Source organism: Flagellimonas iocasae (assembly GCF_042682725.1).
GTDB classification, from domain to species: Bacteria; Bacteroidota; Bacteroidia; order Flavobacteriales; family Flavobacteriaceae; genus Flagellimonas; species Flagellimonas iocasae.
In genome coordinates this window covers 1,162,797-1,176,070 of the sequence record NZ_JBHUHU010000001.1, presented here as the reverse complement: position 1 = coordinate 1,176,070, position 13,274 = coordinate 1,162,797, and the positions used below count along the sequence as shown (strand labels likewise).

Genomic DNA, 13,274 nt, shown 5'->3' with positions numbered 1-13,274 from the left:
TTTATTTGAACTTTAAGATATGTTATTTGATTTAATCCCGTAGATTTTCATCCCTGATTTCCATTAATTGATCAAAGTTGGGGTACTTCCTTTCTTTTGGCGTGTTCACCTCTTTTAAAAGTGATTCCCTAAAATCATTATTATCAAGCTTTTTCAATACTTCATCATTATCAATATATTCCATCTGGATTCTATATCGTCTAAAAAATTCTTTCTCATGTTCCTTTGGCACCAAACCTTTATAGTAATCCAACAGTCTGTGGTTTTCTAGGGGTTCATAAAAAACAAAACCATCAAAAACATCTTCATATTTTAAGTTGTCGGTGTTACCCTTCCACATATCAAAACCATCATTTCCAAAGACTGTTTCATGCAGATCAAACCCCATATTTCGGATGTTCTCTGATTTGAATGATGCATCCCATTTACCATCTTGGATGAGTCCATAGACAAACCCATTCCCATTGGATGTGAAAATTGGCCTGTTGGTCAAGATACTCGCCAATCGCTCCCCAAAATAATCTTGAAGATACTTACCTGCATTTTTGACGGTTTCTCCATTACTGGTCACCATATTGATTTTAAAAGCATGCCTGTAGTTAAGAATGATCAGGGCTTTATTGTTGCCCTTGGAACTGATCCTTTTATAGGTATTGATGATGTTCCGTGCAATCAAACTATCCCGTGGTTCTAATTCAAATTCTTGTTCCTTGTCATAGTCCTCAACATTGTTCACTTTTTGCCAATCAAATTCAACATCGGATGGGTAGTAGTGAATTTGATTGTCCGAGAGATTGTTGATGTCATAGATTGTTTTCAAAAGGAAGTGGTAATTGTAACGATCCCAAATGACCCAAAAGGAAGCATCCCGCTGAAACTGACTTAATCTCTTGTCTACAATCACACTATCCAATCCTTTAGTCTTAAGGAACTGGGTGATTTCAGGTTGTAGATTGATGAGCCCAATCTCTGTAAATAGGTTCTTTATATTTTTTTGAAAGCGTTCATCAGATAGGATTTCTTTGACCAATTCATATTGGGTGAATTCACTGTGGTCCCTTTCACATAGAATCACAATGTCATGGTCATCAAATTTCTGAAGTATGTAATCCTTTGCAGATGTCTTATCTATATGATTTAAAAAGTTAACATAAGGTTCTATTACTGGGTTTTGAGCAAACCCTTGAATTGATATTATAAATGAAACAAGACAAAAGAGGAATCTCATTATATCTAATCGTTTATTTAAACTTTTTGACTACTCGGTTTGATTATAGACTTTTTACCTACTATGCAGAGATAGTCGCCCTCATCATTTTCATAGGATTCCATGATTTTAAAAACTTCCCCATTATCAATGTCCGCTCTTAATTTTGACAATCCCATTTTCACTTCCATTTGATTTGCCAATGACGAAAATGAGGAAATTCCATTTCTTATTTGATCATCAAAATAATATTCAGGGTTATGCTTTCCACTGTACAGAAATTTATCTTGAAGATTGGGTTGGATAAAATACTTTTCTGTTTCGATGATTTCAATACCACATTTTTTAACGATATTTTCCATCTGCGAAAGACTTGGCATTTGTGCAATCGCATCATCCAACATTCTTGGAAAATAATGATTAAGCCAATATCCTTTCATTTGTTCTGGTGTTGATGTGAAAATCACGATTCTACCATTGACCTTGAGTACCCTACAAATTTCATGAAAGGCCTTATTTAAATCAGTCCAATGGTGAATGGTCAGACATCCAACGATTCCATCAATCGAACTGTTTGCGAGTTGAATGCTTTCAGCAGTAGCTTTTTTCCAATCAATGTTTTTATTTTTCAATCTTGCCTTTTCAAGCATTGCATGGGAGGGATCGATACCAATGAATTGATAGCCTTCTTTTTGGAATTCAATTGTATAATTTCCTGTTCCACACCCAATATCCAAATAATGGCCCTCCAATGTTGGCCGTAAATGTTTTAGAAAAGTTGCAACTAATAATGGGTCGGCCTTTCTTGTGACATTGTAGTTAACTCCTATTTTATCATATTTGGCCTCCACCCTATATTGAACTTTTAGTTTGCCATTATGATTTTGAACTTCTCAACAAGGGTCTCGACTTCTTGCCAACTTGAATTATTGGTCAAAATTATAAAACAAGAATCACGAGAAATATCTCTGTATATATAGGTTCCAAATCCGACCCAACCACCACCATGATAGACAATTTTAATCCTAGGATTTTTATTGTCCAAGAACCATCCAAAACCGTACTCAAACGCTTCCCCGTTGTTCAACTTGCCAGCTGTAAAAACCCTTTCAAGAGTAGCTGCCGTAACAAGTTCATCCGTATGAAGAATCCTATCCCACCTCAAAAGATCTTCTAATGTAGAGTACACTCCTCCGTCTCCTTTGGCAAAATTTAGAAAATGAGTATCATTTAATATTCGTTCTCCATTTTCATCTGAAAAACCAAAAACCCGTAACGGCATTTTGGGGTCTTGACCGTCAACGAATTTATAGACAGATGTATTGGTCATTCCGGCAGGCTCAAAAATTCTTTCTTTCAAAAATACTTCAAACGGCTTTCCAGAAACGCGCTCAACTATTGTCGCCAATAAAACATACCCTGTATTACTATATTCCCATTTTTGTCCAGGTTCAAAATGAATTTCAGGCGTTTTCTCAATCATCATTTGAACTATATCCTCATTACCGGAAATATACCTAGCGGGGTCATTCTCTTCAAGTTCAGGCTTCCAATGGTTTATCATAAGATCTAAGTAGTCCGGTAAACCCGAAGTATGCTGCAAAAGGTGTTCTACTGTAATTCCAATATATGGAAGTTCCGGTATAACATCCTGAATGTTTTGGTCATATGAAAGTACTCCATCTTCTTCAAGTATGGCAACCGCCATCGCGGTAAATTGTTTGCTGACCGACCCGAGTCTAAAAATAGAACCAATTTTTAAGGAATCGCCATTATTGATATTTGCCAATCCAAAAGCTTTTTTTAAGTTGATCTCTCCTTTTTCGAATACGAGTACATTGCCATTAAAGCCACCATTCTCGATTTGGTTAAACAATGCTTCATCGTAGCTCAGGTTATTGGTTTTACAAGCCATTAGGCCCATAAAAATAAAGCCTATGGTAATGTGGCATTTCTTCATCATATCTTTTGTTTTATACTTTGTGAGCAATCGTTTATTTGAACTTTAAAGTCAAGTATCAAAATACAGAGCTTTCAAAAAGTTTAATTTTTAAAATATATTTTACCAATTTCCTTTTTCATACAAGTCTAAAAATGAGGCTGCGGACAAGTTGAAAAAGTCGACCAAAAAGTGCGCTAGTACAATCCATCGTAAACTCGACGTTTTTTTAAAAACCAATGCCCAAACAATCCCCATAATGAAAGTTGATACTATAATGGTCATGCCCTTGTTTAGCTCCGAATTTACCCCAAAAACGGCATGGTTAAGGGCAAATACCAGACTTGTAAAAAGAATCGCTGCCCAGTTCGACCATTTTTTGGAATGCTCAAGCAGCAGTCCACGCCAATAATATTCTTCCAACCAAGGATTGATCAAAGCCAATAAAATCCAAGGAACCCAAACATTCCAATTCCCCAATGCTTGATAATGCATTAAAAACAAAGGCAGTGGCAAAAAACCAATCAGCAATGCCAAAAGGTTCCAAAGAAATGGCCCTTTTGGCCTTTGCAGCCATTTTGTTCTTATTTCTCTATCGGAATACCTATAAATGAAGAACAGAAATAAACACCATTCAATCAATATTATTGGTATAAAGGCCCATTTACCAATAATTCCCCCAAATATAAATGCATTACCAAAATTGATTGCAATTATCAAAATAGGGGATGCGAGTACTATTTGTTTTTTGGTCAGATTCATTTGAGGTTGGCTATATCTGAATGTTTTCCGTTTAAGGCTTATCTTTTATTTGAACTTTATCAACTCAAATTAAGTTTTGAATATTATCTAAATAATAGCAATGTTCATATTGGGTCATCCCTATTTTAGGATAGTAAGGAATAGCTTCAGGCGCGGCCAGTAAAATTAATTTGGCTTCTGGTGCTTCCATTTTCGTTCTTCTAATCAATTCTTTTCCTATCCCTTTTTTCTGATATTTTATATCAACTGCTAAATCTGACAGGTAGATACAAAATGAAAAATCAGTTAGCGATCTGGAAATGCCAATAAGTTTGCCTTTATGTCTAGCTGTAATAATAAGATTCCCCATCTCAACCATTTTCTTCAAGGTGTCAAGGTTATCTATTGGCCGACGGTTACCTAAAGTGGAATTTACCAAAACCTCTTTGAACTCTTCAACTTTCAAATTGTGTTCTACATTGTATTCTATCATAGTTTATATGAGCTTTGGATTCTTTTATCTTATTACTCCCTTATTATTTTCATTAGGCTCCAAAAGGTCCCATAAATTACCATAAAGATCTTGAAACACGGCCACAATTCCATAAGGCTCCTTTTTAGGAGTTCTTACAAATGTTACCCCCCGATTGACCAGTTTGTCGTAATCTCTATTGAAATCATCTGTAAAAAGAAAAAATCCAACACGGCCTCCTGTTTGGTTCCCAACGCTGGCCAATTGTTTCTCATTGGCAGCTTTGGCGAGCAATAAAGAACATTCTTTTGCTCCGGATGATGCAACAACCACCCACCTTTTAAATTCATCAATCTTTGTGTCTTCAAGAAGTACGAAATCCAGTTTATGCGTATAAAAATGAATTGCCTCATCATAGTCCTTTACAACCAAAGCGATATGGGCAATTCTATTGTACATTAAAATACTTTATTTAAACCTATATAAATTTAGGGATTTACGATTAACAATATAAACCCTGATAGAGGACTTTTATGAGGTCATTTTTTTAGTTAATAAAATTGTATCTTTATATTATTGAATACTACTATTTAATAGTACGGGCGGGTTTTCCTTTTTGATTTGACTTTCCAAAAATCCGCACAAACAAAGAACATTTATAGGCTAGCTGATTTTCAATCATGCTGTATTTATTCGGTCCCGCTTGCGGGACGAAGGAATAGCAAGAGGGTGATGCGCAGATTGCGCCATCACGGTTGTTTTCGGGTCTTCAACAAGTTGAAAACCAGTTAATTGAGTTGGTTTTGGAATATTGCGCAAAATCAGGGGCTACAGTAGACTTTTCCGAAATCTACAGTAAACCCTTTGGGAAGCCCTGTAAACACTGGAAATTTTTGACGAAAAAATTGACGCAATTTGACGAAAAAACAAAATTGTACCTATGGAAAAGCAATCAACAAGCGGTAGAACAGAGAAAGGAACAGGTGGTTATTCCAATATCACCGTAAAGAAGGAAACGGCCAGACGTTTTCGGAGCTATTCCAAAAAGTTCAGCAAGTCACATAGTGAGGTGTTGGATGGAATGATACAATACTTCAAGGAGAACAACCTTGACCCTTTTGGAGAGGGAACGAAAATCATTATTGACAGTATCAAAAAGTTGGAGTTGAAGATGATGAGAAAATTCGATAGGATCATCGCCATTATCAAGAACATGGAAAAGACAAGTATCCGGCCCACCTATGAAATGATGTTGATACTTTATGAGGCCTATGTGAAAGATGGGAGGAAACCGAGACCTGAACCAGTCCAGATTCAGGAAGAGCGGAAGGATTTTTTGGAGCCAAGGAATACCGTTCCAAAAATAGAGCACGATAGGATACTGCAAGAATTCAAAGATTATAAAGAGCACTGCAATGAAATCCTCAACAGTGTTGAAAAGGTGGAGCCGATGATGGGAAAGCCGTATCTAAAGATCAATATGGGCATCAGGGATTTTGAAAGCCTGAAACATCAATTAAGATAACGCCAATGTACCTTACCATCTCAGCACAGAAAATGGGCAGTACCTATAATTCCAGTGTAGGGAACTATGTTGACTATCTGGAAAAGGAAAACGAGGACAGGTTGCCCGAACAAATGGAGGCATTCTTTGACCAAGAGAACGACAGCGTAAGCCCTCAAACGGTCATCGAGGAAATAGATGCCAATACCGCCAAGTTGAGGCAGAAAGACCCGAAATTCTATTCCATAGTGGTCAGCCCCAATAAAAGGGAACTAAAGGCCATTGCCAATGACCCCAATATGCTAAGGGAATATACAAGGAAGCTCATGGAGGACTATGCCAAGAGTTTCCACAGGAACCAAGAGGTCAAGGCCAAGAACCTTAAATATTACGCCAAGATAGAGCATGAACGTACCTATCGTGGATTTGACAAACAGGTTCAGGAGAATGCGCCCTATCGAGGGGAAATAGCTAGGCTCAGGAACGAGATACGGAAAGTGGAAAGGGGCGAGTCCCTCGGGAATGTCATTGAGCTCGAAAAAAGAATCAAAGAGCAAGAAAGATTGGCCCCACATAAACAGAACGGGCAATTGGTGGCCGCAGGGATGCAAAAGGAAGGGCCACAGACCCATGTCCATATCATAGTGAGCAGAAGGGACGTTACAAACACCTATACACTATCACCTATGGCCAAGCACAAGGCATCCGAGGTTGAATTGAACGGAAAGACGGTCAAGAGAGGGTTTGATAGGGACAGTTTTTATCAATCAGCGGAGAAGACTTTTGATAAAACAACAGGATTTAAAAGGAACTATGTGGAATCCTATGTTGGGAGAAAGGCCCATGCCAAGGAACCGGGTAAGTTCTTTGCAAAGGTCATGGGACTGCCCACCAAGGAAAAGGATATGGCCTTTAAACTTCTAAAAACGATGGGTGTGAAAGCTCCCAGTATACCGACCAATAAAGTGCAAATGGCGGCCAAGATAATCAAGGCACTTGGAAAGGGCATTGATAAGGCTAGGAGCACGGGTGAGGATATGGGCTACTGAAATCCATAAAGTAGGTTGCGCCCTATCGTGTTTTTGCTTCACGCTTATCTGCCGGAACGCTACAAAAACCCTACAGGATCCATGCGCAAAAGTTGGGGGTAAGTATTTGGGACGCTTGCAGCTCTTCACTGCGTTCCGTTCGCTTTTATTTAAAGAAGCATTGTTATTGAGATTGACTTCTTTATATTGAAAGAATTAGGGGTGGTTGGTTTACCTTCCTTTATTTAAACATTTCCAAATTAGTAATGATTAAATATATCAAATCTGATATCGTTCTTTGGCTCAGGTGGACAGACTTTTTGATATTGCTCAATACACAATTTACTTAGTATTGAGTGTGTCAGTTCTAGCAATGGCAAAAGATTAGTGAAAATTTGTCTTGAAACAAGATGATTATTGGAATCATCATGTGCTACCACTTTATCTCTGATTGTTTTAATTTTCTCAATGTTATCTTTATTGATAAACAAAGACCTTTCAATTTCAACTAACGTTTCTGCTGAGATATTAATATTTCCAACAAATCTCTTTTTCTTCAACCTAATTACTAAGTTCCAAAAACTATAATGGTTATTTTGCCCTTTTGTTAGTAATTTGGATAACTCTAAAATACATGTTCTGGCACAAACTACTCTCAGAAATTTTAAGGACTGCGAATTAGATATAATTCTCTTCTCTTCTTCACTGGCTTTAAGAAATAAGTAATCTGCATGATGGTAAGCATTCAATGCAAGTTCATAGATTCGCCAGGAGAGTTCCAACTCATGTTCCAAAATACCATGTTCATCAAGAATTGATATCTTCTTAGTCTGATGTCTCGCTAATTCCTTTTTTTCATAGTCTTCAATCTGAAGCAGATGCAAAAGAGACCATACAGGGCTAGTAATATGAGTAATACCATAATCCCTCAATGCGGACGGACCCTGATTATATAATTCGGGTTTTAATTGAAATGCTTCTATTCCATCGATGATTTTTTCAAACGCAATAGGAGCTTCTTGTCCATTTTCCCGTTTTACATAAACAGTGCTTCTGGTTTCATGTATATATTCAAATCCTTTATACCCATTGACTTTTGAAATCCCATTACCATAAAATCTCTCCAAAATCCTTCCTAATAGAATATAAGGGTTCATCTTTTTTTGAACTTAATTTATAGTTAAATTATATAAGTGGATTAGAGCTGTCAAGCCTCACAATTTTAGTACGCTGGGTATTGATGATAGAATCGCTTATGTTTATTAAATCTGTCTGCAATTTGGCAAGTTTATCACCACTCCTATCCTTAGTTTTTTTTCTAATCCTTAATTCTTCAAATATTTCATGAAATAAATCTTCCAATCTATCCCTTACTTTCATTTCGGAGGGAAACATAAATTTTATTTGATAAAGCAATGTACTCCACTCTCTTAACATTGCATCTAGTTCTTCCAAAGAACAATCATCGATTATAGAATCATAATGAATTTGCAATGCAATACTTTTTGAAATTTTATCCCTAAATGAATTGACCCATTCCTGCCTTTTATCGGCTATATGAACTGCCCTATCACTTTTTGTGCTTCTCCAGGAAATTATTCCAAAAACAATTGCAATTGCAATTGTTCCAATACCAATCGCCAGGTTACCGTATTCAATTATTTCGTTGGTTTTTTCTGTCATCGTTTATTTGAACTTTAACTTTGGTTTCTGTTAAGTTTCAATAAATATCTTGCAACCCTGCCTAAATTAGAAAGTAGAAGATACCCCACCAATAAATTGATCCCTGAAACAAACCATCTGAAATAGTCCCAATACTCTGAAAGACCCGGAGCCTCAAATGGACTTAAGCCAGTGGAGGAAATTTCCTTTTTGAATCCTAGGTAGCAATAATGAAGGAACTCTGGCAAATGGTCAAGAATCATAAATCCTGCAATAAAGATCAAAGCTATTTTGACAATTTCAAGACTTCCCAAATTTCCAAACTCTATTCTCTCATCATCAAAACCTTTGTCCAGTTTAAGTACATCGATTACCGTATCTGATTTTTGAAGTAAAAAGATGAACAAAAGAATCATGAATGCAGCCGAACCGAGAATTATGAGAATTGGCCAAATTGCCAATTCATAGGTCAAATAACTTACGTTGGTAGGAATAAAATTGAATACCGTCAGTAATAAAAGGTAAAGGGCAAATAGTCTAATAATAATCCTGAAAAAATCTCTTTTGGTCATAGGTTGGTTAATATTGATAGTGAGTCATTTTATTGAGCTTTTGAAAATAACCTCTAAAGAAATAGTCAGGAAAAAAATGGTTTTTCGGAGCTAGGTTTCAATTTTTACTTCAATTCCGCATATATGACCTTGGTTATCATGTCAGGTTCTATATCTAGTAAGTCTGCAAGTCTAACTATTTCTCCCATAGTGAACTTGTCGGGATGGTTCAGCTTGACCATATATCTGCCATAATTAATACCAAGGGATTTTGCTATTCGGGTCGGATACAATTCTGCAAGCGTGTACATCTTTCGAATTTTTCCCGTCTCGAACATTGAACCTATGGAAACCAGTGCAGGGTCTTTATGATCATCTTTTTTTGTCATGGGCGTATTTGTTAACCCTAAAATGACAAGTAATTCATTTATAGTACTGTAAAATATACTTATAATAAGTTAATAATTACGATTAATAAATAAATGATTACATTTGGTAAGTTATCATTAAAATTTTATGCTCGTGATTTCAAATATCGACAACAAACATCTTGAATTATTGAAGAAAGGTTGCTCTTCAACTTTTGCGGAAATCTATACCAGGTATAACAGACAGATTTTCTGGCTTGGTAAGAGCTTTCTTGATGATAGCTTTGTTGTGGAAACATTGGTTCAGGATGTATTCTTAAAGTTGTGGGTACATAGGGACAGTTTGGAATCACCCAAGCACATTTATTTTTTCTTGCGGTTTGTGATGAAAAGGGAGTGCCTTACATACTATGCACGCCCAAGGAACAAGTTTTTCAGGAAAGTCCACTCGTTGGAGAGTTTTGAGAATTACCAAGACTATATGGTCGGGTATGACCCCGCTGAAGACAATAACAATTTTAAACTTCAGGAAGGGGAACAAGAGAAGTTTGAAAGTATCAAACGCATCCTGCCCTTATTGGATGACAGCAAAAGACATGTAATCAGTCTGTGTTTGAAATACGGCTTTCAGTATAAAGCTATTTCCAAAGCAATGGGAAAAGGTATCAATGAAACCTGTAGAGAGATCAAGGAAGCCATTGAGGATATTAAAACCATTCTTCATCGAGGAAATAAGCTCGATTCCAGTAATAACAATATGGATGAGATAAAGTTTACTGGCGAGATGACCGAAGAGCAGACAAAGGTGCTTAAAATGCGTTGTGAACTAAGATATTCCTTTTCCGAAATAGCCAATGAGCTTAACCTCTCTCAAAAGGAAGTGCATCAGGAATTCATGATAGCCTATAGGCTAATGGAAGCAAAACATCAATTGCAATCAGCCTAACATGGAAAAGTCTACGCTAAAACTCACTCGAAAGATCCAAATACTGATTGATTTCCCTACCATAGAGGAGAAAAAGGAGGCCTTGGATAAACTGTACCAGTGGCAGAACCGATGCTTTAGGGCAGCCAACCTCATAGTGACCCATCTTTATGTTCAGGAAATGATAAAGGAATTCTTTTATCTCTCAGAGGTGATAAAATATAAATTGGCTGATGAAAAGAAGGATGAAAAAGGAATCCTTAACCGTTCTAGGATCAACACCACCTATCGAGTGGTATCAGACCGTTTTAAAGGGGAAATCCCCACAAACATATTGTCCAATTTGAACCAGGCCTTGATATCATCTTTCAAGAAGAACAGACCAGAGTACTGGAATGGTGAACGTTCTTTGAAAAATTTCAGAAGGGATATGGCCTTTCCTTTTGACTTGGAGGGTATGAGTGGATTATCCTATAATGAAGAGAAGAAAGCCTTTTGCTTCCGTTTGTTTCGGATTCCCTTTAAAACCTACTTGGGTAAGGATTTTACGGATAAACGAATGTTATTAGAGCGAGTTGTCAAAGGAGAAACTAAACTATGCACATCACACATCAAATTGAAGGAAGGCAAGATTTTCTTATTGGCAGTATTTGAAATTGAAAAAGAAAACCATGAACTAAGGCCAGAGGTTGTTGCCGAAGCCTCTTTGTCCCTTGAATATCCTATTGTAGTAAAGGTTGGTAAGGCAAGGCTTACTATTGGCACAAAGGAAGAATTTTTATACAGAAGACTGGCGATACAATCGGCACACAGACGGGCAAAGATCGGGGCAACATATTCCAAATCGGGTAAAGGCATCAAAAGAAAACTAAAGGCAGTTGACAGACTTGGCCAAACAGAACGTAAATATGTCCATAACCGTTTGCATGTCTATAGTCGGAGGTTGATTGATTTTTGTGTTAAACATAGAGCAGGAACACTCATACTTTTGAATCAGGAGGAAAAAACTGAGATTGCTAAAGAAGAGGGATTTGTATTAAGAAATTGGAGCTATTGTGATTTGATTACCAAAATAAAATATAAGGCCAATAAAGCAGGTCTCGAAGTTATAATTGATTAACAAAACCGATGGAGGGTGCTTGTACACCCGTAAGGTGAGGTCAATGACACTCACTAAATGCTAAAAGCATATACAACGCGTGGGCTCTCTTATAATTTTTGGACACAACCTGGAATAGATGTTTAGTTAATTATTTTAGGTTATTGTTAAAAAGTATATTACCCAAAGACCTTATGAATGTGCAATATTGGATTGCATTGATTTTTGAATATTCTAATCCTTATCTGTAATGTTTTATTGAAGACAATTCTATATTTATTTTATCTAATTTTGAATCTATTTTAGACTTGGAAGAATCTTTATTGTTTTCCCTTATATGCTTTCTTTTTTGCCTTAACATTTCTTCCAATTGGACTTTATTGATTTCTTGTTCTGGACATTTTGGGCCAAGCATGATTTCTTTTAATTGAATCGGAAAAACACTGCTATTCAATTGAAAATCGATTATTGGATTAAGGATTGTATGTGTAAAGGTTAAAACCCAGTCTGTTTTGATTTTTGGTATTTTGTCATCATCTATTACCATGAGTCTGACTTCATCCTCAATTTCGTATTCATATGCCTTAAAAAAATGCTTCCAGATACCAAGCTTTCTAAATTGAAATGAAAACCCTAAGGCATTACTAATTCTATTTTGTACAGCCAGCAAATATTCTAGCTCTGGATGTTTGCCATTTTTGTCTGCATATCTAACTTTTTGAATTAGTACGTGATCATTTGTTTTTTTTGTATTCACGCTAAATGTTAGACAAACACCTTGACTGTCATCAGCATATAACCGCCACATTGTTAAATCATCTTTTTTCTTAATAGAGGTGCAAGATGTTATATATCGTCTATTCAGAGCACTTATCCTTGAATGATGTTCATCAATCAAAGGTTTTTCAAATCCCTTTAGGTAGGTGTCCACATAATTAACCTCGGATTTGTCGTTCATGCCAACAAGTCCATTCATCCTAAAGGACATATAGTTAAGCATACTGAAAATAGTATTTATTGTAGTGTATCTACAGATTTGATTATCCTCAAATTTCCCAAGTAACGCGATAAAAAATTGATTTTCAAATTCAGAAATACCTGTTCTACTATCTTCAAAATAACATGAAAATGAGTTGTCCTTTAAGCTTAGGCAATCAGTGAATTCTTTTTGATTAATAAATCTTCGTAATACGATATTATCACTAAATAATTCCTCTTGAAGCTCAAGGAATACATTTTTAATCTTAAGTTTTTCTAATTCACCAAATTTTATTGGATCTGGGTTTGCAATCGTTTGAATTAACTGATCGAAAGATAATTCATTAAAATCCTCATTTTTCTTATACTTATCATTTACAAAAACAGTATCATTTGGAGTGACAACGATTTCGAACCTTGCTAAGGCACTTTCGTTGTCGAGGGAGAAATTAAATGGGTCGAAAATGGTACGTTGGGAATGCTTTTTAAATTCAATAACAGCAAGGGCATTATTCCACTTATAAATGACAATATCATGTTTATGATAATCATCTGGTTTAAAAAGGTCTTTATCATAGAATTTTACTGACAATCCTTGTTTTTTATACTCTCCAAGACCTTGTTTTAATTTTTCAAAGAAATTTTGTTCTCTGTTTAATCCAAAGTAATCCATAAGCTAAATAAGTTAAGCATTGTCAAATACCTATGGTAAATTCAATTAATTATTTATTGAAATTAGAACAAGCTTTGATGTTCCATTTCTTAATGTTTTTCAACAATTGCATTAGTAATTCTGATGT

At 36.0% G+C, this 13,274-nt stretch carries 16 protein-coding genes; 4 read left to right on the top strand and 12 right to left on the bottom strand.

Annotation, left to right across the window (positions count from 1 at the left end; translation table 11 throughout):
* Positions 1-31 precede the first annotated feature (31 nt).
* The 7 genes from ACFSJE_RS05115 to ACFSJE_RS05085 form a co-directional block, all read right to left on the bottom strand.
* On the bottom strand, positions 32-1,228 hold the full coding sequence (locus ACFSJE_RS05115; RefSeq protein WP_127137553.1) for a hypothetical protein: 1,197 nt from the start codon (positions 1,226-1,228) through the stop codon (positions 32-34).
* Positions 1,229-1,245: 17 nt separating this feature from the next.
* A complete protein-coding gene (locus tag ACFSJE_RS05110) occupies positions 1,246-2,058 on the bottom strand; it encodes a class I SAM-dependent methyltransferase (protein ID WP_119646744.1) in 813 nt (270 codons plus the stop codon).
* Positions 2,059-2,072: 14 nt separating this feature from the next.
* Entirely contained in the window at positions 2,073-3,170 is a 1,098-nt protein-coding gene (locus ACFSJE_RS05105) for a serine hydrolase domain-containing protein (RefSeq protein ID WP_127137554.1), read from the bottom strand.
* A gap of 99 nt (positions 3,171-3,269) precedes the next feature.
* Positions 3,270-3,569, bottom strand: a complete 300-nt coding sequence (locus ACFSJE_RS05100; protein WP_379829899.1) for a CPBP family intramembrane glutamic endopeptidase — start codon at positions 3,567-3,569, stop codon at positions 3,270-3,272.
* Positions 3,535-3,723, bottom strand: a complete 189-nt coding sequence (locus ACFSJE_RS05095; protein ID WP_235855404.1) for a hypothetical protein — start codon at positions 3,721-3,723, stop codon at positions 3,535-3,537. The genes ACFSJE_RS05100 and ACFSJE_RS05095 overlap by 35 nt, the downstream gene beginning before the upstream one ends.
* Before the next feature lie 249 nt (positions 3,724-3,972).
* Positions 3,973-4,380, bottom strand: a complete 408-nt coding sequence (locus ACFSJE_RS05090; protein WP_119646737.1) for a GNAT family N-acetyltransferase — start codon at positions 4,378-4,380, stop codon at positions 3,973-3,975.
* 24 nt (positions 4,381-4,404) lie between these two features.
* Positions 4,405-4,818, bottom strand: a complete 414-nt coding sequence (locus ACFSJE_RS05085) for a VOC family protein (RefSeq protein WP_119646735.1) — start codon at positions 4,816-4,818, stop codon at positions 4,405-4,407.
* Positions 4,819-5,299: 481 nt separating this feature from the next.
* On the opposite strand from ACFSJE_RS05085, the gene ACFSJE_RS05080 reads away from it, so the two are divergent.
* Both ACFSJE_RS05080 and mobB read left to right on the top strand, forming a co-directional pair.
* On the top strand, positions 5,300-5,884 hold the full coding sequence (locus ACFSJE_RS05080; RefSeq protein WP_379829898.1) for a BfmA/BtgA family mobilization protein: 585 nt from the start codon (positions 5,300-5,302) through the stop codon (positions 5,882-5,884).
* 5 nt (positions 5,885-5,889) lie between these two features.
* Positions 5,890-6,912, top strand: a complete 1,023-nt coding sequence (mobB, locus tag ACFSJE_RS05075; RefSeq protein ID WP_379829897.1) for a MobB family relaxase — start codon at positions 5,890-5,892, stop codon at positions 6,910-6,912.
* A 239-nt stretch (positions 6,913-7,151) separates the two neighbouring features.
* Here the strand turns inward: mobB and ACFSJE_RS05070 are convergent, their stop codons facing one another.
* From ACFSJE_RS05070 to ACFSJE_RS05055, 4 genes are all read right to left on the bottom strand, one after another.
* Positions 7,152-8,048 carry a hypothetical protein gene (locus ACFSJE_RS05070; protein ID WP_379829896.1) on the bottom strand — a complete coding sequence of 299 codons (897 nt, stop codon included), beginning with the start codon at positions 8,046-8,048 and terminating at the stop codon, positions 7,152-7,154.
* Between the two features lie 28 nt (positions 8,049-8,076).
* Positions 8,077-8,574, bottom strand: coding sequence for a hypothetical protein (locus tag ACFSJE_RS05065; RefSeq protein WP_379829895.1), 498 nt, complete (start codon positions 8,572-8,574; stop codon positions 8,077-8,079).
* A 14-nt stretch (positions 8,575-8,588) separates the two neighbouring features.
* Positions 8,589-9,125 carry a hypothetical protein gene (locus ACFSJE_RS05060; protein WP_379829894.1) on the bottom strand — a complete coding sequence of 179 codons (537 nt, stop codon included), beginning with the start codon at positions 9,123-9,125 and terminating at the stop codon, positions 8,589-8,591.
* A 104-nt stretch (positions 9,126-9,229) separates the two neighbouring features.
* Positions 9,230-9,493, bottom strand: a complete 264-nt coding sequence (locus tag ACFSJE_RS05055) for a hypothetical protein (RefSeq protein WP_090294722.1) — start codon at positions 9,491-9,493, stop codon at positions 9,230-9,232.
* 133 nt (positions 9,494-9,626) lie between these two features.
* Here ACFSJE_RS05055 and ACFSJE_RS05050 point away from each other — a divergent pair, with 133 nt between their 5' ends.
* Together ACFSJE_RS05050 and ACFSJE_RS05045 are read left to right on the top strand one after the other, a co-directional pair.
* Positions 9,627-10,418 (top strand): RNA polymerase sigma factor, encoded by a 792-nt coding sequence (locus ACFSJE_RS05050; protein ID WP_379829893.1) that lies wholly within the window; start codon positions 9,627-9,629, stop codon positions 10,416-10,418.
* A 1-nt stretch (position 10,419) separates the two neighbouring features.
* A complete protein-coding gene (locus tag ACFSJE_RS05045) occupies positions 10,420-11,517 on the top strand; it encodes a hypothetical protein (protein WP_379829892.1) in 1,098 nt (365 codons plus the stop codon).
* 220 nt (positions 11,518-11,737) lie between these two features.
* Here ACFSJE_RS05045 and ACFSJE_RS05040 read toward each other — a convergent pair whose 3' ends face one another.
* Positions 11,738-13,147 carry a DUF2971 domain-containing protein gene (locus tag ACFSJE_RS05040; RefSeq protein WP_379829891.1) on the bottom strand — a complete coding sequence of 470 codons (1,410 nt, stop codon included), beginning with the start codon at positions 13,145-13,147 and terminating at the stop codon, positions 11,738-11,740.
* Positions 13,148-13,274: the final 127 nt, after the last annotated feature.